Below are 17,290 nucleotides of genomic sequence, written 5' to 3'. Positions count from 1 at the left end.
AGTGCATTTATATCATGTTTTTAGTCTAGTTTATTCAATAAAGAAATCTACTAAACTAAACGTACTCTATACACTTTTTAATCGCTTTCTTGATCTTATAATCTTAAAACGATACATTTCTAGTTATTTAACTACTTTTATTCATGCATTCTCTTCCAGTTTATTCAAAAAGAATTCACTTATCAAAATAGGAATTCGCAATCACCCTTCGCATTTGTTTCATCAATTATCTACACTGAATGAATTTCCCAAATATTCATTTGTACCATTCAGTATTGATATAATTCGTTCATTAAAATTTATTGATTCAAATCAAATAAAAAAATGGCGAATTTTTTATCAGTTCAGTTAAATCGATTAGAAGTCTTTAAGCCAATAAACATCTTATTAGTTGTTTTTCTTTATTCATTTCATGAATTTAGTGATCTTAATTTTCCTGAGAATCAAACGATTTAAAAATTAATCTCTACATTAAACGAATTATTCATCTAAAATTTACTAGTCATCTTATTCGATGAGCTCGTTGTCCTAAAATTTATTTTATGACAACTATTGTACTATTATGCTGTCACCTAGTAAAATAACTTGCACAAATAAACCGAGAAGTAAAAAATATTTTAAATTTTTATTTTTCAAGGTTTTGGACAGATTGATAAATATTCAAAAAATTTATATCTTTACCCTTACTGTCATTAAAAAAATATTCGCACTTTAGTTTACCTATCTTGCTATTTGAAGGCAAACATCCTTTTACTACGCAAATAGTTCCGGCACAAAAACAGCAGCTATGTGATAAAAACAAGCAGGGTTTACCTTACGATAAATTCATAACATAGCTTAATCTGTTTTTTAAAGAGAATTGTTGTTACAACAATTCATATAACTCACTAAATCAATAACTCGGCAAGCATATCCCATCTCATTATCATACCAAGCAATTAATTTATAAAACTTCGAATTCAAGGTGATTCCCGCATCTTTATCAAAGATAGCGGAATAGGGGCTACTGATAAAATCACTGGATACAACTTGTTCATCACAAAATGCTAAAATTCCTTTCATTGCTCCTTCCGATGCATTTTTCATTGCTTGGCAAATATCCTCATAGGATGTCTCCTTGCTCAGACGAACCGTTAAATCAATCGCAGACACATCCGCATTAGGTACACGAAAAGCCATTCCAGTCAATTTCCCTTTAACTTGAGGCAAGCATAGAGCAACTGCTTTTGCAGCACCTGTAGAAGCCGGAATGATATTTTGGCTAGCCCCTCTTCCTCCTCGCCAATCTTTTTTTGAAGGCCCGTCAACGGTTGGTTGAGAAGCTGTGACAGCATGTATAGTGGTCATTAAACCTTCGTCAATTCCAAAATTATCTAATAAAACTTTTGTAATTGGAGCTAAGCAATTAGTTGTACAAGAAGCATTAGAAACAATCCGATCAGTTGCAGGATTATAGTTTTTTTCGTTCACTCCCATTACAAATGTCGGAACATCTCCTTTAGCTGGAGCAGAAATAACAACACGCTGCGCCCCGGCAATTAAATGTTTACCTGCCAATTCAGAAGTTGTAAACAAGCCGGTAGACTCAACAACGTAATCAATTTTCAAATCATTCCAAGGTAAATTTTGGGGATCTTTCTCAGAAAAAATTAGTATTTTCTTTCCATTCACATGGATAGCATTCTCTTCTACCTTTATCTCGCCCTTAAATCGGCCATGAGTTGAATCAAACTTTAATAAATAAGCTAAATTATCTGCAGGAACTAGATCGTTGATGGCAATAATGCGAATATCTTCTCTTTCAATGGCGAGACGACAAACCAATCTCCCAATTCTTCCAAATCCATTGATAGCTATATTGACCGCCATAAGACCTCCTTTTTATTATTATTTGAAAATAATGTATCGCAAAGAGATTGTAAAGCAAAGAATAGAGGAAGATAATTATTAACTTAGACAATGAATGGCTGGGTAAGGTTTATTTGCAGAAAAATCATTTAAATCGTTAGTTAATTTTTGATTTTATATTAAATAACCCTAAAACTTGAAGTATTCGTTTCTAAAATGGATCTTCGCGTTTTAAAAATAATCTCTACAGACGCTTTCTGTCACACTGTTGAAAATATTTATGACTGCATTAAAAATTACTAAGGAATGAATTGACAAGAACATCTGTCATATATGCTTCAAAAGAAACCATCATTTGCGTTAATAGAATACTCATCTGAGCCACATCCATTTCAGCAAAAACTAAATAAGTAACAACAGGAGCATCGAAGATGTTACAACGTGTCCCAGATGTAAGTCCTCCGCGAAAAAGTTTTCCCTTACATCTTTTGGCTGAGCAATAGATGATATAACAACAAAGGCAGTCACTAAACCGCTATAAATTCGAAAAGCTTTATCTTTTGTTAAAGAACATATTACTTCTTCAAATTTTTTTAAATTTCCTAAAATCCCCAGACTTCCCTTATTTGCGTCATTTATTTTGTCTGATTAAAAGAAATAGATATTTAATGATTAATCGTTATTATCAAAACTCCCTTTATTAATATAAATAACGTAAAAAGCAATTTTTATAAAAATCTTAATTTATTATTAAATAAATTCTGAATATTAATGAAGAAAAGAAATATGAAAGAACTTATAAAGGGATAGAATAGAGGAATAGAAGTGAATGGGTGTGTGAGCCAATTTAAATGATTAAGAAATCTAAATAAGAACTTAAAATGGCAAAAAATTAAAGAAATTTGAAAAAAAGACAGATCCGTTAACAGATCTGTCTTATAAAAACTAAAAATTAATCGGTGAGATATTCAATGATACAAGTTTGTGCATTGTCTCCCACACGATGTCCTTGCTTCACAATACGAGTATAACCACCTTGACGGGTAGCAAATCTCGTGCCTAAAACATCAAATAGCTTACCGATGACAAGACGATCATCATTATAAGCTTGTGTATTTCCTTCTTTAGCCGCTCTTTGCTCTTTTGGGGTCAAAGGATTAAAACGGATCATCAGCTCTGCAATCGCTTGACGACGTGCAGACAATGTATTCTTCTTAGCTAAAGTAATCATGCGATCGGCATAGCGGCGCAATGCTTTAGCTTTCGGAACTGTTGTTTCAATACGCTCATTCGATATTAAAGATTTTAACATGTTGGCGAACATGCAACGTCTATGAGACGTGGTTCGATTGAGCTTACATGTTTGATTGAGGTGTCTCATAACTGTTTACCTACTTAGCATCTTCGTGTTTAACTAATTCTTTTTTCTTTTTCTTTTCTTCACGGTACTGCTTGATTTTATCTTTGACATTATCAGGTGAAACCCCAAAACGACTCAAGTCCATGCCTAAGTGCAATGACATCTCATGAAGTTTAGCTTTAATTTCATTTAAGGATTTTTTACCGAAGTTTCTGAATTCTAACATCCTACGTTCTGGAATGCAAACCAATTCTGCGAGTGTCTCGATATTAGCACCAGTTAAGCAGTTAGCTGAACGAACTGATAACTCGATTTCATCAATTCCTAAAGAAAGTTTATCCATTAACTCATCTTGATCACCGTTACGATCTCCATCTTTTTCGTCAAAAGAAAGGGCGTAATTATTAAATTGATTAAACACTTCAAAATGTTTAAGCCCAATTTGAACTGCAAAACTCAAAGCTTCAGCAGGAGTAATACGCCCATCAGTGGTAACTTCCATGATGAGTCGATCAAAATCAGTATCTTGACCTACCCGTGTATTCTCGATAAAATAATTGATTAAACGAACAGGTGAAAAAGCTGCATCAACTAAAATTTCATCGGACGTTTTATCACGTACCACGTGACGCTCAGACGGGACATAACCGCGTCCAAAGGCAATTCGAAGATCTACTTGACGACGCATAGGCTTAGTCACAGTAAAAAGATGTAATTCTGGATTAACAATTTCAAAATTGCCTTCTTGAACCACATCTTGCAATGTAACGCAGTATTGCCCCTGATTGCGATCTAAGTCGTCTTGTGTCACTTCGACGACTTTTGTCAAAATACGCGTATCTCTAGGAGTTTCTTCAGTAGGAAGTTTGCGTAGCAAAGCTCCTTTAAAGTTGAGGATAATATTAGTCATATCCTCAGAAATTCCTTCAATAGCCATATATTCGTGAGGAATGCCCTCTACGCGAACAGAAATGATAGCTGGAGCTTCTAAAGACGACAACATCATTCTACGCAATGCATTTCCAATTGTATGTCCAAATCCTCTTTCGAAAGGCTCAGCCACATAACGGGCAAAATTAGATTCAGGAGACTCTTGATCTACTGTAATCTTATGAGGCATTTCAAATTTGCCGTATTTTACTGACATGAAGTGACTCCTAAAAATAGTAATAGTTGAGATGAACGTTTGGCTCTTGATCGTATGAAGCAAATGAGCAGTCTATTAATAAGCCTTTTAATGCTGATACTAATAATATCAACATAAAAGGCATACCAAACCGTTCATCATAATTTTTCTTTATACACGACGACGTTTACGCGGACGGCATCCATTATGAGGTACAGGCGTTGTATCTCTAATTGCAGTAATTGTTAAGCCCGCGCTTTGTAATCCTCGCACAGCAGACTCTCGACCCGCTCCAGGTCCTTTCAAATTTACTTCAACTTCTTTCATACCGAGAGAAGAAGCTGTTTTAGCAGCATCTTGAGCAGCTACTGTGGCTGCAAAAGCTGAAGATTTACGAGAACCTGAAAAGTTAACTTTTCCGGCAGATGCCCAAGAAATCACTCGACCTGATGGATCAGTAATCGCAATAATGGTATTGTTAAAGGTAGCTTTAACATGCGCGATTCCTGATGGAACATTTTGAAAAGCTTTTTTCTTAGCCTTTACAGGTTTTTTATTAGTGGCAGGTTGCTTACTCAAAGTTGAGAACTCCTATTCTTATTTTTTCTTATTAGCAACAGTCTTACGTCGACCTTTGCGCGTTCTAGAATTTGTTTTTGTACGTTGACCGCGAACTGGCAATCCAAGGCGATGGCGCATTCCACGATAAGAATGAATGCTAATTAAACGTTTGATATTATTCTGAACTTGACGACGAAGATCTCCTTCAACCATATATTCAGATGTGAGTAAACCGTTTAGACGAGCTAAGTCATCTTGGGTAAGTTTATGAGCACGCATGTTTGGATCTAAACCCAATTTAACAATAATCTCATTTGACAAATGACGACCTATTCCATATAAATAGGTTAAACTGATTTCTAATCTTTTGTTATCTGGTATATCGATACCTATGACTCTAGGCATTGAACTCTCCTAATTTTTCCGAAAACGAACTGTAAATTGTATTGAACTTTTCTTTTTATTGCAACTTTATTTAATCATATTTTGAAGCTTTGCACTAATGCTTAAAGCTTTCTTAACTATTAACGGCCGCGTACTCGCCCTTTCTTCATGAAACCATCATATCGCTTCATTAAAAGGTGCGATTCTACTTGTTTCATTGTATCTAAAACAACTCCAACTAAAATCAACAGAGCTGTTCCACCAAAGAAATAACTAATAGTTGGAGGCACTCCCAGCACACTACCAATCATTGTTGGTAAAATTGCAATTAATGCCAAGAATACAGCTCCTAGTAGAGTCACTCGATTCATTGTACTTTCTAAATAATCTTGTGTTGGTTTGCCTTGTCTTATACCTGGGATAAATGCACCATTTTTTTTCATATCAGATGCAATTTGATCTGGCCTAAATTGTGTTGCTGTCCAAAAGTATGTAAAAAATATAATCAAAGCTACAAATAGGACAAGATATAAAGGCCCACCAGGCGATAGCCAATTAGCCACTTCTCCTAACCAATTTCCTCGTCCAACAAAAGTTCCCAGCGTGGCTGGAAACATTAATAAAGACGAGGCAAAAATAACAGGGATAACACCTGCATAATTAATTTTTAAAGGAATATAAGAACTTCCTCCCTGAACTTCTTTTCTACCTACAACACGTCTTGCATGCTGGAGGGGAATTCTTCTGTGCCCCTGAATTACTAAAATAGTCGCCAGTGTCACAACAACAAAAACGCTGATCAAAACTAAAATTGTTGAAAAATTCATTTGGCCAGGTTCTTGCGAGTCCAGATTAAGTTGTTGGAAAATTAATCCCATTGCTGTAGGAATTTGAGATAAAATACCTAAACAGATGATAAGGCTGATTCCATTACCAATTCCACGTTCAGTAATTTGCTCTCCTACCCACATCAAAAACATCGTTCCAGTTGTCATTGTAGCAATAGTTATCAAATAAAAAAGCCATGGTAGTCCAAATGCAGTAATATCTAGCAATTCCCCAGCCACAATACCAGGTCGCGAAAGATTTATTTGAAGCGCATATTTAGCAAAAAGAGCAGATTGTAAGAAAGAAAGAACAATCGTCAAAAAACGAGTCCAACGATTAATTTTTCTCTTTCCTGCATCACCATTTTCACGCAAATCTCTTTGTAAGCTAGGAACAAGGGCAACTAGCAATTGCATAATGATGGATGCTGAGATGTAAGGTGTTACACCAAGAGCAATCACAGTCATCTGAGAAAAAGCACCACCAGAAAAAATATCGACCATCTGAAAAAGATTTTGACTTCCACCGGTCGCATGTCTAAAAAAGCTAACTGCAACTTCTCCATTAATTCCAGGAACTGGAATAAAACTTCCAAGTCTGCAAACAGCAAGTAAAAGAAGCGTTATAAGAATTTTCGTCTTTAGTTCAGGTATTTGAAAAACACGTCTTAATCCATTCAGCATCTCTATATCTTTGGGTAATAGGTTGCTTTTTTTCCTCAAAAGAAAATTTCTTTTGCGTGATTTGAATATAAATTCATTCAAAAAATCACTTATAAAAAGTGAACTTTGCAAGAGACCTAATGAAAACCACAAAAATAAATTTTTATTTTTGTGGTTTAATTTATCAACGTTTCTTTAGTAAAAAGAAATACTCTTATCTTAAGTTACGTTATTAGATGAGCATCAGTCTATAAATTAAGCTATTTTACAATTTCAAATGAAACTTTAGCTTGAGTCAATTTCTCACGAGCGCTTTCAGAAATTGCATGAACATGAATCTTAACTTTTTTTGTTAAATCACCATTTCCTAACAATTTTATCCCGTGAGTTCTGCCGCTGATGAATCCTCGTTCTCTCAAAGAAAGTTCATCAACAGTTTCACCATCTTTAAAAACAGCTTCGATTTGATCTAAATTAATTACGTCAAATTGACGACGAAATTGTGCATTGCTAAACCCACGCAAAGGCAATTTCATAAACAAAGGCATTTGACCGCCTTCTTTACCTAAACGTCTTTTATAACCAGAGCGAGCACCAGCACCCTTTTCACCACGACCACAAGTTTTTCCGTGTTTAGAACCAATACCACGACCAACTCGTTTGCGAGGTTTACGTTTACGCGTAGAATCTTTGAGTGTATTTAAAGTAATCATGAGTCTTTTTATACCCCTCTTCTCTGCTTAATTTCATCACGTGTAAGCAACTGCTGAATAGCTTGAAATGTTGCCTTCACTTGGTTAATTGGATTGCTTGAACCTAAGTTCTTCGCCATCACATCTTTGATACCAGCAAGTTCAAGGACGGCACGTACTTTAGAACCAGCAATCACACCTGTTCCAAAAGGAGCTGGTTTCAAAAGGACACTTGCTCCATCCCATTGAACAGTTACTTCGTGAGGAATGGTTGTACCTTCAGTTGGGCAAGAAATCATATTCTTACGAGCGGCTTCTCCGCCTTTACGAATGGCATCTGTCAACTCATTTGCTTTTGCAAATCCATAACCAATACGGCCTTTACCATCACCGACTAAAATAAGAGCAGAGAAACTGAATTTACGCCCACCTTTAACTACTTTAGAGCAACGGTTGATGTGTAAGACTTTTTCAGTCAAATCACTTTCTGCTTTCTCTCTCTCTTTTTTTGGAGACTCATTATTTTTTGCCATGACTCTTCCTTACATCTTTTTTCATTGTCATCCCTCTAGAATTGGAGACCACCTGCGCGAGCTGCATTAGCTAACTCGGCAAGGATACCATGATACTTAAAGGGTCCACGGTCAAAGACCACTTCTTTAATATTTTTGCTTTTGGCAATTTCGGCAATTTGCTCACCTAGTTTGCGAGCAGAGGCCTTATTTTTTTTGCAGAACTCCGTGTTCCGATATTCTTTAGCAAATGTTGCTGTTCCACCAAGTGTTGTGCCAGTTTCATCATCAATTAATTGCGCTTGAATATGGCTATTGCTTTTTACAACACATAGACGCGGCTTTAGGCCTGTCCCACGAAGATGCTTACGAACTCTAACGGCACGTTTAACACGTAGTTTTGCAGTTTTATTAGCTTGATTAATCATATCATTCCTTCAGCGATTACTTCTTAGCAGCAGCTTTACCTGCTTTCTTACGTACAAATTCTCCTGCATAGCGAATCCCCTTACCCTGATAAGGTTCAGGTGGACGTTGGCTGCGCACAGTTGCGGCAAATTGGCCGACTAAATGTTTATCGAAGCCTGAAATAGTAATTAAAGTATTTTTATCTACTTTAACGGCCAATCCTTTCGGAATAGGTAACTTACATGGATGCGAAAATCCTAACTGTAAATCAAGCAGATCACCTTGCACAGCTGCACGATAACCAACTCCAATCATTTCTAATTTTTTCTCAAAACCTTCAGTTGTCCCAACTACCATATTATGGATAAGAGTACGGTAAAGGCCGTGAAAATGAGCAAGTTTTGCTTCTTCATCAGCTAACGAAACGAGAACCTCGTTTCCTTCTACATTAACGTTAACTCCAGGAATTAGTTTTTGTGTTAAAGCGCCTTTAGGCCCTTTAACAGCAACTTCTGTGTTAGAAACTTTAACCTCTACACCATTTGGGAGAGAAATAGGAAGTTTACCTTTACGAGACATTGTCACTTTCTCCTTCGATCATTACCAAATCAAACACAGAAGTTCACCACCGATTCCACGCTGAGTAGCTTCATTGCCTGCCATGACTCCTTGCGAAGTCGAAACAATGGATAAGCCCATATTACCGTAAAAGCGTGGGATATCTTGGTGCCCAACATATTTGCGTAAGCCGGGTTTTGAAATTCTTTTTAGGCCTTGAATAACAGGACGACGTCCGTTAGTATATTTCAAAAATATACGTATCGTTCCGCGCTGACCTTCATCAACTTTTACCAGATAATTTTCGATAAATCCTTGATTTTTGAGGATCTCAGCAAGCGTCTGCTTCATTTTGCTCCAGTTTACATCGACATAGCGATGTTGAGCTTTTGTACCATTGCGAATTCTTGTGAGGAAATCGGCTACTGGGTCGCTGACTACCATGATTTCGTCTCCTATTAAGCTGCTACCGAAATCGGTAAGTTTTTAAATGGAATGCCAAGTAACCTTAAGAGCTCAACACATTCTTCATCTGTTTTAGCACTTGTTACAAATGTAATATGCATTCCTTGCGTTCTTTTAACTTCGTCTAAATTAATCTCGGGGAAGATTTGCTGATCATCCAAACCTAATGTATAATTTCCCATTCCGTCACATTTAGAAGGAAATCCTCTAAAGTCACGAATACGAGGACAAACGATGTTAACAAAACGGTCAATAAAATCAAACATTCTTTGACCACGTAAAGTTACTTTAACACCGATTGGTTGATCTTCACGTAGTTTGAAGTTAGAAATCGCTTTCTTTGCTTTTGTGATCACTGGTTTTTGACCAGAAAGCATTGTCATTTCTTTGACGCAATCCTGGATAGAATTTTTGTCTTTTGATGCTTCTGCAATACCCATATTGATCACGACTTTGACTAAACCAGGTACCTGCATCAGGTTCTTATATGCAAATTTTTTTTGCAATTCTGGTTTTACATCAGCTAAATATCTTTTCTTTAACCTGGACATTGGCTTTTTCTACTCACTTAGGTTTTTTGACTGAACGGTAGACTACTTCTTGATCGTCTTTGTGATAAACAAATTGACGATGTCCTTGTTCATTAGTACGAACTTTCAACTTTGCCGTTGTTTCTCCTTCCACACAAACTTTCAAATTTGAAATGTGGATCGGTCTTTCAATTTCAACAATTCTGCCCTTAGGAGCTTCTTGGCTTCGTTTAACGTGTTTCTTGCGTACATTAAGGCCTTGAACTATTACTCTATCACCCTTACATGATTGTACAGTTCCTATCTGACCTCGGCTGTTACCAGCAATAGCAACAACTGTGTCACCTTGGCGAATTTTTTTTGATCCACTTGGCTTATTATCCATTTTCGTCATTGCCTCACTTATTAAATCACTTCTGGTGCGAGAGAACTAATCTTTAAAAAGTCTCTATCGCGCACTTCACGTGCAACAGGTCCAAAGATACGAGTTCCCTTTGGGTTCTTCTTGTCGTCAATTAAGACGCAGCTGTTTGTATCAAACCGTATTTTCGTACCATCTTTACGTTTAATGTATGATTTTGTACGAATGATAACAACTTTAACAACATCCCCTTTCTTAACACTTCCTTCAGGATGAGCATCTTGAACAGAAGCAACGACAATATCCCCAACATGGGCATAACGACGCTTTGATCCACCTAATACTTTAAAGCATTTGACTCGTTTTGCACCCGAGTTATCAGCTACTTCTAGCTCGCTTTCTTGTTGAATCATGGTTTACAAACTCCAACGATAATTAACTTTTGCTTAGGTGTAACTTATTGTCTTCACCTGTTTCGGATTTAGGCCTAACTTTTTGATACCAAGTTTAGAGAGTAGTCTGACAATGAATGCTTATATTTCTCTATCCTTTTACCAAGTGAGCGTAACCTAAACGCTGAGTTGATACTCATAGAATTAAATTCTATGCAACTACACGCCAACGCTTTAATTTTGATAAAGGGCGTGTTTCCATAATTTTTACTTCATCACCGATCTGTAAATCGCCTGATTCATTGTGAGCATAATATTTCTTGCCACGAGTGACAATTTTACCATACTGAGGATGAGCAAAAGTACGCTCAACTTTCACAACAACGGTTTTTTGCATTTTATTAGAGACGACGATGCCTTTTTTAACTTTACGGCTTCCTCTTTCTTCTTGTTGCATGATTATCCTTGATTAGTCTGATTTTGATTTTCGCGACGCTTCTCTGTAATCACTGTTAACAAGCGAGCGATATCTTTGCGAGTATGTTTCATCTCATGTGGTTTTTCTCTCTTTTTTTGAGAGCGAAACTCGTTGTTGAGTTCAAACAATTTTCTGCGAGACTCGTCGTGGGTTGCTTCGAGTTCTTCTAAACTTTGATCTCTTAAATCTTTCGCTTTATACATATAACCTCAAACTTGTTCTACGCGTTCAACAAATCGTGTTTTTAATCCCAATTTAGCCGCTGCTCTGCGTAAAGCACTTTGAGCCATATCTTTGGGCACATTAGCCACTTCAAAAAGGATTCGGCCAGGTCTGACGACTGCTACCCAATGGTCAACTGCACCTTTACCTTTACCCATTCTCACTTCGGCAGGTTTCTTTGTAATTGGTTTATCTGGAAATATTCTAATCCAGACTTTACCACGTCTTTGAAAGAAACGGTTGATTGCAACACGGCAAGCTTCGATTTGTTGGTTTGTAATCCACCCTCTTTCTAAAACTTGAATTCCGTATTCACCAAAGTGAACGAAATTGGCACCTTTGCTTAATCCAGCAAATTGCCCTTTTTGCATCTTACGATGCTTTGTCCTTTTTGGCATTAAAGGCATGTTTAAGCCTCCTTCTTCGCTAAGTTGTCTTCACCGCGATAAATCCAAACCTTCACACCTATACTACCATAAGTAGTTTCAGCTCGACCTGTCGCATAATCAATATCGGCACGAAGCGTATGAAGAGGCGTGCTACCTTCTTTATACCATTCTGTACGAGCAATCTCTGCACCACCAATACGGCCAGACAACTGAACTTTAATACCGAATGCACCAGCATCAATCGATGATTGCATCGCTTTTTTCATTGCGCGACGAAAAGGAATACGTCTTTCAAGTTGCTTTGCTATACTATCTGCAACGATTTTCGCATCCATGTCTGGCCGTTTCACTTCTTCAACAGCTACCCAGACTTCTTTTCCTGTTAATTTACTTAATTCCCCTTTCAACACATCGATCTCAGCACCTTTTTTCCCGATCACAAGACCTGGGCGTGCTGTCACAATTGTGACTTCGACTTTTCCGCTCATGCGCTTAATTTTGATTGCTGAAACACCTACTAAAGCAGGTTTTTTCAATAAATAAGCACGAATGATTTGATCTTCAACTAGAAGATCTCCAAATTCTTTCTTATTAGCAAACCATTTGGAGCGCCAATCACGTGTACGAACAAGGCGGAAACTTATTGGGTTGACTTTTTGTCCCATTCCATGACTCCTTAAAGATTGCTTACAATCACGGTAAAGTGGCTTGTTCTTTTCATAATTGGATGACGTCCGCCTCGGTTTTTAGGTTTCGCTCTTTTTAGCGTAGGACCTGCATCCACACGAACTTCTACAACTTTGAGATTTTCACGTCTCATATCTAATTGCGTTTCCGCATTTGCCACGGCACTATCTAATGTCTTCTTTAATAAGCGTCCACCCTTTAGACCGCTAAATGTCAATTGAAGGGAAGCGTCAGAAACAGATAGTCCGCGGATTAATCCTGCAGCTAAACGAGCTTTGCGAGGACTGATGCGTATATATTTGCTTATTGCTTTAGCATAACTCATCTTAGCAACCTTTACTTCTTAATTGGATGTCCTTTAAATGTACGCGTGGGAGAAAATTCACCCAAACGATGGCCAACCATGTTATCTGTAACAAAAACAGTGAGATGTTTGCGGCCATTATGTACTTCAAACGTATGTCCGACCATATCAGGTGTAATCATTGAACGTCTTGACCACGTTTTGATCGGCTTTTTTGTTCCTTCTTTATTTTGAACGTCCACTTTTTTTTGTAGATGGTGGTCAACAAAAGGACCTTTTTTCAACGATCTTGCCATAACTACTTCTTCCTTCGACGTTTCACGATAAGCTTGTTAGACTTCTTATTGGATCTTGTTACAAGTCCTTTTGTATAGAGACCCCAAGGAGTTTGTGGTGTGTTACCTTTATGTTTACCTTCACCACCACCGTGTGGGTGGTCAACAGGATTCATAGCAGTACCACGAACAGTTGGACGAATCCCCTTCCAGCGCATACGGCCAGCTTTTCCTTCAACGCGCAAATTGCGCTCTGGATTAGAAACAGCGCCAAATGTTGCTCGACAGTTTTCATTGATCATACGCACCTCACCTGATGGCATACGAATTGTAGCATAACCACCACTTCGTGCCATTAGCTGTGCAGATAATCCCGCTGAACGAACAAGTTTTCCGCCTTTTCCAGGGTATAATTCAATATTATGTATAACAGAACCAAGTGGCATAAGTCTTAATTTCATGCAGCAACCTATATGAAAAGGTGGCTCATCACTTGTCTGCACTTTATCCCCAGCTTTTAAGCCTTGCGGAGCTAAAATATATCGTTTTTCCCCGTCAGCATAATTTAGCAAAGCAATATAAGCTGTGCGATTTGGATCATACTCGATAGAGGCAACTTTAGCAGGGATATTTTCTTTATCCCGTTTAAAGTCGACAATACGATAGTGTTGTTTATGTCCCCCACCTTTATGGCGGCAAGTAATGTGACCATTGTTATTACGCCCATTTGTTCGTCTTTTTGGTAATAAGAGCGATTTAGTGGGTTTAACAGTGGCACGTGAGTTTTCGCATGGACGAGTCAATTGCTCATTAGTTGGAAGTGCTAATTGACGAGTTCCAGGTGTTACAGGTCGATATTTCTTAAACATCTACTCTCAAGCTCCTATTATACATTGTCTAGGCTATCGCCAGCACGAAGCGTGACAATCGCTTTTTTGAAAGCATTTTTGAAGCCGGGTCTCCCACGTACACGTCTAGCTTTCGCTTTTACGTTAATGGTGTTAACCGCCATAACTTTTACATTTTCGTTTTTGTAAATTTCTTCCACAGCTTGCGAAATTTCTTCTTTATTGGCATTGCGATCAACAATAAAGACATATTTCGGAGATTCACAACGTTTGACTGAAGGATTGCTTTCTGCAGTTTTCAACTGTTGAAGCACCATAGACTTTTCAGTCACATATTGATATTTTACTACTTGGTATGGGCTTTTTTTTGTCATGGACCTTTACTCCCTCAATTCAACCACTGATTTAATTCATTCAGCGCTGATTCTGTTAACACAATCTCACGAGCAATCATGACATCATAGCCATTAATATTCGAAGCTAACATAAAATTTGCACGTGGCAAATTACGCATGCTTTTAACAAAATGGTTATGCTTGTCAGTGCTAATGCTAACGCGCTGAACTTTTCCTTCCGTTTCGACATCGGTAAAGGTAGTTTCACCTAAAAACAGCACACGTCCTCGCAGGTCAAATCCCCTAAGGAATTGAGCTAAAGTTTTTGTTTTTGGTGCATCCATTGCCGTATCTTCAATCAACCAAACTTTATTTTCTTTTAATTTTTCAGATAAAAGAAAACGGATAGCTGCTTTTCTTTCTTTTTTATTAATACGAACATGCTGATCAAATTTTGGTCTTGGCCCAAATGCACGACCACCACCTCTATATTGTGGAGCAACAGTTGATCCGTGACGAGCGCGACCTTGACCTTTTTGAGGATGAGCTTTTTTCGTCGTATGCTTAACTTCAGCGCGCGTTTTGGTACTAGCTGACCACTGTCTAGCATTTGCTCTAAGTGCAACAATATAATCTTTAATCATCTGTCCGTTGGCTTCAACATTGAGCCAGGTATCATCAATATTTACCTGTCCAATTTCTTTACCAGCAAGATTGTACTTTTTTAGTGTAGCCACAATTTAACTCCAGAAGATCTTATTTCTTATGACTTTTTCTTTGCCAATTTTTTGGCTTGAGTAATATAAACCAAACCATTGCGTGGACCAGGAACCTGTCCTTTTACCACAATCACATGGTTTTCAGAGTCAACTTTTACAATACGTAAGTTTTGAACAGTTACTCTCTCATTACCCATCTGACCTGCTTTTTTCCCACCTGGTAATCCACGTCCAGGAGTAGAACGCATCCCAGTTGAACCTGCGTGTCTGTGATGTCCAGAACCGTGGGAAGCAGGACCTCCCGCAAAGTTGTGACGTTTCATCACCCCTTGGTATCCTTTACCTTTTGAGATCGCTGTCGCATCAACGAATTCGATACCATTAAAAGTATCGACGCTAATTTCTTGACCTAGTGTATACTCTTCAGTTGAATCTAATCTAGACTCTACTAAGAAACGTCGAGACTCCACCCCAGCTTTTTTAAAATGTCCTAACCGAGGCTTCCCTGTTCTCGCTTCAATTGTGTGCTGCGTTTTACCAGTCACTTTTTCAAAACCAAGTTGTAGAGCTGTATACCCATCTGTTTCTTTAGTTTTGATTTGAGTGATAACATTTGGCTCAGCCTGGATCACTGTGCACACGATTGCGTTACCTTTTTCATCAAAAAGCTGAATCATGCCACGTTTTTTACCCATCATTGTAAGCGCCATATAATCAATCCTTAACCAAATTAATGATCCGCTATTCAACAAACACTAAGCTTGCTGTACTTTTAAAATATAAATTGCGGCTTTGTTTCATGTGGCAAGTTACGTACGAGATACGTTCTCACCAGAGCTAACAAAGCAAATATGAATGATCAGCGATCTTTTTAGAAAGCTAAAACAGCGAGATTAGCAAATTCTGCCAATTTAATACAAGCGAAATTCCATCTTTTATTATAATCCTCACCATTTCTTTCTGTGAGGCGTTGCAAGACAGAGATAATTTAAAGCGAAGTAACAAAATACGAGTTGAAAATAGCAACGAAATTTTTAGTCATAAAAAACTTAAATTATTTATCACGATCAATTTGCATCATTTTTAATGATTTAAACACATTAATGCTTTACTTTTTTTGCTAATAATACAGCAAACAGTGGTCTGATGTGTTCTTTTCATATCTTATTTTTAATCAACACAAAATAGTCAGCATAGGAAATATTTTTTACCCTCCTCATATTAAGAAAGTGTGGCAACAAAATTTCAAATCATTGTTAAGAGAAGCAATCTGCTACCGCTAAAATGTTCGAGAGGGTAGAATATTTTTTATATTTATTAATTACAACTTGTGAGTCATTTAAAGTCATAAAAAAACGTCAAAAAATAGCAGAAATGATTCCTCTCTTTTTGATCCGTTAAATTGATTTAACTTTTATAAATGAGCAAGCAACCTTTCTTCTCGGCACCACTCAATGAATTTTATTAAAATTCAATAATTGAATTGCATCACGTTGATACTCTCGTTAAAACTTACCACTCCAAAATCCGCAATCTGCTAATCGTCTCTTCTGCAGCTTATTTTTTTGCTAACCTTTCTGGTAGGAAAAATTAAAAATCAACGCTTTGGTTCATAAGAACTCTCAAAAATGCTTAAAGAAGAGATTCAGTTTTTATAAACTCAATTACTTTTTTGACGTCATTGTTATTCACTCAACTTTAGGTTCGATTTTTTTATCTAATATCTTTTGTGCATTTTTAGAGATTTTTTTAGATCGAATGTGAATGACTTCTTGATCTTTTAAACGGCGCTTTGCATTTAGAATTTTGATATCCGCATCTTTTTGCAGCACAATCATGTCTTTAAGATCTTTGAGCTGAGTTCCTTTTAAAACGCGGAGGACCACCTCTTGTTGAACGGCTCCTCTAATATAAACCGTCAAATATTCTTTTAAAGGAATTTTAATCACTTGTCCATCACGCAAAAGTTGATTAGGTTTAAAACTGCTTAAATCAGCATCAAAAGTTGGTTTACAAAGCTTCCAAAGATCTTTTATCCTAGCTCCTTTACGGAGTTCAAAAATCCCTATATGCTCGGCTGCTCCCTGAACAGTAACATCCACCAATTCTGTTGTTAACAAGTGTTCTGTCCGAGGTATTGGCAAAACTCTTTTTTTTGAAAAAAAAGCCATACCAGTCAATAAAATTAGAGTTGTGATAAGAATAGAGACAATTAGCCATTCATGCCGTTGTAGTTTTGAAGGCATAAGATTCTCTCCTTTGCAAGGTTTTGCAAAGAGTCTACTAGATGAATTGTAAAAAAACATTAATTTTTTTTTGAATAGAATATCTAAATATTCTTCTTAG

25 protein-coding genes are annotated in these 17,290 nt (G+C 37.1%); all 25 read right to left on the bottom strand.

What is annotated here, in order from left to right; translation table 11 throughout:
• Nucleotides 1-849: 849 nt before the first annotated feature.
• Nucleotides 850-1,869, bottom strand: coding sequence for a type I glyceraldehyde-3-phosphate dehydrogenase (gap, locus tag PC_RS02125; protein WP_011174985.1), 1,020 nt, complete (start codon nucleotides 1,867-1,869; stop codon nucleotides 850-852).
• A 931-nt stretch (nucleotides 1,870-2,800) separates the two neighbouring features.
• Complete coding sequence (gene rplQ / locus PC_RS02120; protein ID WP_011174984.1) at nucleotides 2,801-3,229, bottom strand: 50S ribosomal protein L17; 429 nt, start codon at nucleotides 3,227-3,229, stop codon at nucleotides 2,801-2,803.
• Between the two features lie 10 nt (nucleotides 3,230-3,239).
• Nucleotides 3,240-4,355: a DNA-directed RNA polymerase subunit alpha gene (locus tag PC_RS02115; RefSeq protein WP_011174983.1), complete on the bottom strand. Its 1,116-nt coding sequence runs from the start codon at nucleotides 4,353-4,355 to the stop codon at nucleotides 3,240-3,242.
• 150 nt (nucleotides 4,356-4,505) lie between these two features.
• The gene (rpsK, locus tag PC_RS02110) at nucleotides 4,506-4,913 is read right to left on the bottom strand and encodes a 30S ribosomal protein S11 (RefSeq protein WP_011174982.1); all 408 of its coding nucleotides are present in this window, start codon (nucleotides 4,911-4,913) and stop codon (nucleotides 4,506-4,508) included.
• Nucleotides 4,914-4,931: 18 nt separating this feature from the next.
• Nucleotides 4,932-5,300, bottom strand: a complete 369-nt coding sequence (rpsM, locus tag PC_RS02105) for a 30S ribosomal protein S13 (RefSeq protein ID WP_011174981.1) — start codon at nucleotides 5,298-5,300, stop codon at nucleotides 4,932-4,934.
• Nucleotides 5,301-5,419: 119 nt separating this feature from the next.
• Nucleotides 5,420-6,787, bottom strand: a complete 1,368-nt coding sequence (secY, locus tag PC_RS02100) for a preprotein translocase subunit SecY (protein ID WP_420885286.1) — start codon at nucleotides 6,785-6,787, stop codon at nucleotides 5,420-5,422.
• A 242-nt stretch (nucleotides 6,788-7,029) separates the two neighbouring features.
• Nucleotides 7,030-7,482, bottom strand: a complete 453-nt coding sequence (gene rplO, locus PC_RS02095; protein ID WP_011174979.1) for a 50S ribosomal protein L15 — start codon at nucleotides 7,480-7,482, stop codon at nucleotides 7,030-7,032.
• Nucleotides 7,483-7,490: 8 nt separating this feature from the next.
• Entirely contained in the window at nucleotides 7,491-7,994 is a 504-nt protein-coding gene (gene rpsE / locus PC_RS02090) for a 30S ribosomal protein S5 (protein WP_011174978.1), read from the bottom strand.
• Nucleotides 7,995-8,029: 35 nt separating this feature from the next.
• The gene (gene rplR, locus PC_RS02085; protein ID WP_011174977.1) at nucleotides 8,030-8,401 is read right to left on the bottom strand and encodes a 50S ribosomal protein L18; all 372 of its coding nucleotides are present in this window, start codon (nucleotides 8,399-8,401) and stop codon (nucleotides 8,030-8,032) included.
• Between the two features lie 16 nt (nucleotides 8,402-8,417).
• Entirely contained in the window at nucleotides 8,418-8,960 is a 543-nt protein-coding gene (gene rplF / locus PC_RS02080; RefSeq protein ID WP_042281442.1) for a 50S ribosomal protein L6, read from the bottom strand.
• Between the two features lie 21 nt (nucleotides 8,961-8,981).
• Nucleotides 8,982-9,383 (bottom strand): 30S ribosomal protein S8, encoded by a 402-nt coding sequence (rpsH, locus tag PC_RS02075; RefSeq protein ID WP_011174975.1) that lies wholly within the window; start codon nucleotides 9,381-9,383, stop codon nucleotides 8,982-8,984.
• Nucleotides 9,384-9,397: 14 nt separating this feature from the next.
• Entirely contained in the window at nucleotides 9,398-9,955 is a 558-nt protein-coding gene (gene rplE, locus PC_RS02070) for a 50S ribosomal protein L5 (RefSeq protein ID WP_011174974.1), read from the bottom strand.
• 13 nt (nucleotides 9,956-9,968) lie between these two features.
• Nucleotides 9,969-10,319 (bottom strand): 50S ribosomal protein L24, encoded by a 351-nt coding sequence (gene rplX / locus PC_RS02065; protein ID WP_011174973.1) that lies wholly within the window; start codon nucleotides 10,317-10,319, stop codon nucleotides 9,969-9,971.
• A 20-nt stretch (nucleotides 10,320-10,339) separates the two neighbouring features.
• Entirely contained in the window at nucleotides 10,340-10,708 is a 369-nt protein-coding gene (gene rplN / locus PC_RS02060; RefSeq protein WP_011174972.1) for a 50S ribosomal protein L14, read from the bottom strand.
• A 190-nt stretch (nucleotides 10,709-10,898) separates the two neighbouring features.
• A complete protein-coding gene (gene rpsQ / locus PC_RS02055; RefSeq protein ID WP_011174971.1) occupies nucleotides 10,899-11,144 on the bottom strand; it encodes a 30S ribosomal protein S17 in 246 nt (81 codons plus the stop codon).
• Nucleotides 11,145-11,146: 2 nt separating this feature from the next.
• Entirely contained in the window at nucleotides 11,147-11,368 is a 222-nt protein-coding gene (gene rpmC / locus PC_RS02050) for a 50S ribosomal protein L29 (protein ID WP_011174970.1), read from the bottom strand.
• A gap of 6 nt (nucleotides 11,369-11,374) precedes the next feature.
• The gene (gene rplP, locus PC_RS02045; RefSeq protein ID WP_011174969.1) at nucleotides 11,375-11,794 is read right to left on the bottom strand and encodes a 50S ribosomal protein L16; all 420 of its coding nucleotides are present in this window, start codon (nucleotides 11,792-11,794) and stop codon (nucleotides 11,375-11,377) included.
• Nucleotides 11,795-11,796: 2 nt separating this feature from the next.
• Entirely contained in the window at nucleotides 11,797-12,441 is a 645-nt protein-coding gene (gene rpsC / locus PC_RS02040) for a 30S ribosomal protein S3 (protein WP_011174968.1), read from the bottom strand.
• A gap of 11 nt (nucleotides 12,442-12,452) precedes the next feature.
• Entirely contained in the window at nucleotides 12,453-12,788 is a 336-nt protein-coding gene (rplV, locus tag PC_RS02035; RefSeq protein WP_011174967.1) for a 50S ribosomal protein L22, read from the bottom strand.
• 11 nt (nucleotides 12,789-12,799) lie between these two features.
• Nucleotides 12,800-13,063, bottom strand: a complete 264-nt coding sequence (rpsS, locus tag PC_RS02030) for a 30S ribosomal protein S19 (protein ID WP_011174966.1) — start codon at nucleotides 13,061-13,063, stop codon at nucleotides 12,800-12,802.
• 2 nt (nucleotides 13,064-13,065) lie between these two features.
• Entirely contained in the window at nucleotides 13,066-13,911 is an 846-nt protein-coding gene (gene rplB / locus PC_RS02025) for a 50S ribosomal protein L2 (protein ID WP_011174965.1), read from the bottom strand.
• A 17-nt stretch (nucleotides 13,912-13,928) separates the two neighbouring features.
• Nucleotides 13,929-14,264: a 50S ribosomal protein L23 gene (gene rplW, locus PC_RS02020; protein ID WP_011174964.1), complete on the bottom strand. Its 336-nt coding sequence runs from the start codon at nucleotides 14,262-14,264 to the stop codon at nucleotides 13,929-13,931.
• Between the two features lie 14 nt (nucleotides 14,265-14,278).
• Nucleotides 14,279-14,962, bottom strand: coding sequence for a 50S ribosomal protein L4 (gene rplD / locus PC_RS02015; protein WP_011174963.1), 684 nt, complete (start codon nucleotides 14,960-14,962; stop codon nucleotides 14,279-14,281).
• Nucleotides 14,963-14,988: 26 nt separating this feature from the next.
• Nucleotides 14,989-15,654 carry a 50S ribosomal protein L3 gene (rplC, locus tag PC_RS02010; protein WP_011174962.1) on the bottom strand — a complete coding sequence of 222 codons (666 nt, stop codon included), beginning with the start codon at nucleotides 15,652-15,654 and terminating at the stop codon, nucleotides 14,989-14,991.
• Between the two features lie 978 nt (nucleotides 15,655-16,632).
• Nucleotides 16,633-17,190: a hypothetical protein gene (locus tag PC_RS02005; RefSeq protein ID WP_011174961.1), complete on the bottom strand. Its 558-nt coding sequence runs from the start codon at nucleotides 17,188-17,190 to the stop codon at nucleotides 16,633-16,635.
• Between the last annotated feature and the right edge of the window lie 100 nt (nucleotides 17,191-17,290).

The sequence above is a fragment of the Candidatus Protochlamydia amoebophila UWE25 genome (assembly GCF_000011565.2).
Classification (GTDB): Bacteria; Chlamydiota; Chlamydiia; order Chlamydiales; family Parachlamydiaceae; genus Protochlamydia; species Protochlamydia amoebophila.
The sequence above is the reverse complement of the archived record's forward strand: the minus strand, read 5'-3'. Positions and strand labels throughout refer to the sequence as shown.

What these genes read in the sequence shown, in the direction of transcription:
- gap (WP_011174985.1), bottom strand. Translation starts at nt 1,869, where the DNA reads ATGGCGGTCAATATAGCTATCAATGGATTTGGAAGAATTGGGAGATTG.
- rplQ (WP_011174984.1), bottom strand. Translation starts at nt 3,229, where the DNA reads ATGAGACACCTCAATCAAACATGTAAGCTCAATCGAACCACGTCTCAT.
- PC_RS02115 (WP_011174983.1), bottom strand. Translation starts at nt 4,355, where the DNA reads ATGTCAGTAAAATACGGCAAATTTGAAATGCCTCATAAGATTACAGTA.
- rpsM (WP_011174981.1), bottom strand. Translation starts at nt 5,300, where the DNA reads ATGCCTAGAGTCATAGGTATCGATATACCAGATAACAAAAGATTAGAA.
- rplO (WP_011174979.1), bottom strand. Translation starts at nt 7,482, where the DNA reads ATGATTACTTTAAATACACTCAAAGATTCTACGCGTAAACGTAAACCT.
- rpsE (WP_011174978.1), bottom strand. Translation starts at nt 7,994, where the DNA reads ATGGCAAAAAATAATGAGTCTCCAAAAAAAGAGAGAGAGAAAGCAGAA.
- rplR (WP_011174977.1), bottom strand. Translation starts at nt 8,401, where the DNA reads ATGATTAATCAAGCTAATAAAACTGCAAAACTACGTGTTAAACGTGCC.
- rplF (WP_042281442.1), bottom strand. Translation starts at nt 8,960, where the DNA reads ATGTCTCGTAAAGGTAAACTTCCTATTTCTCTCCCAAATGGTGTAGAG.
- rpsH (WP_011174975.1), bottom strand. Translation starts at nt 9,383, where the DNA reads ATGGTAGTCAGCGACCCAGTAGCCGATTTCCTCACAAGAATTCGCAAT.
- rplE (WP_011174974.1), bottom strand. Translation starts at nt 9,955, where the DNA reads ATGTCCAGGTTAAAGAAAAGATATTTAGCTGATGTAAAACCAGAATTG.
- rplX (WP_011174973.1), bottom strand. Translation starts at nt 10,319, where the DNA reads ATGGATAATAAGCCAAGTGGATCAAAAAAAATTCGCCAAGGTGACACA.
- rplN (WP_011174972.1), bottom strand. Translation starts at nt 10,708, where the DNA reads ATGATTCAACAAGAAAGCGAGCTAGAAGTAGCTGATAACTCGGGTGCA.
- rpsQ (WP_011174971.1), bottom strand. Translation starts at nt 11,144, where the DNA reads ATGCAACAAGAAGAAAGAGGAAGCCGTAAAGTTAAAAAAGGCATCGTC.
- rpmC (WP_011174970.1), bottom strand. Translation starts at nt 11,368, where the DNA reads ATGTATAAAGCGAAAGATTTAAGAGATCAAAGTTTAGAAGAACTCGAA.
- rplP (WP_011174969.1), bottom strand. Translation starts at nt 11,794, where the DNA reads ATGCCTTTAATGCCAAAAAGGACAAAGCATCGTAAGATGCAAAAAGGG.
- rpsC (WP_011174968.1), bottom strand. Translation starts at nt 12,441, where the DNA reads ATGGGACAAAAAGTCAACCCAATAAGTTTCCGCCTTGTTCGTACACGT.
- rplV (WP_011174967.1), bottom strand. Translation starts at nt 12,788, where the DNA reads ATGAGTTATGCTAAAGCAATAAGCAAATATATACGCATCAGTCCTCGC.
- rpsS (WP_011174966.1), bottom strand. Translation starts at nt 13,063, where the DNA reads ATGGCAAGATCGTTGAAAAAAGGTCCTTTTGTTGACCACCATCTACAA.
- rplB (WP_011174965.1), bottom strand. Translation starts at nt 13,911, where the DNA reads ATGTTTAAGAAATATCGACCTGTAACACCTGGAACTCGTCAATTAGCA.
- rplW (WP_011174964.1), bottom strand. Translation starts at nt 14,264, where the DNA reads ATGACAAAAAAAAGCCCATACCAAGTAGTAAAATATCAATATGTGACT.
- rplC (WP_011174962.1), bottom strand. Translation starts at nt 15,654, where the DNA reads ATGGCGCTTACAATGATGGGTAAAAAACGTGGCATGATTCAGCTTTTT.
- PC_RS02005 (WP_011174961.1), bottom strand. Translation starts at nt 17,190, where the DNA reads ATGCCTTCAAAACTACAACGGCATGAATGGCTAATTGTCTCTATTCTT.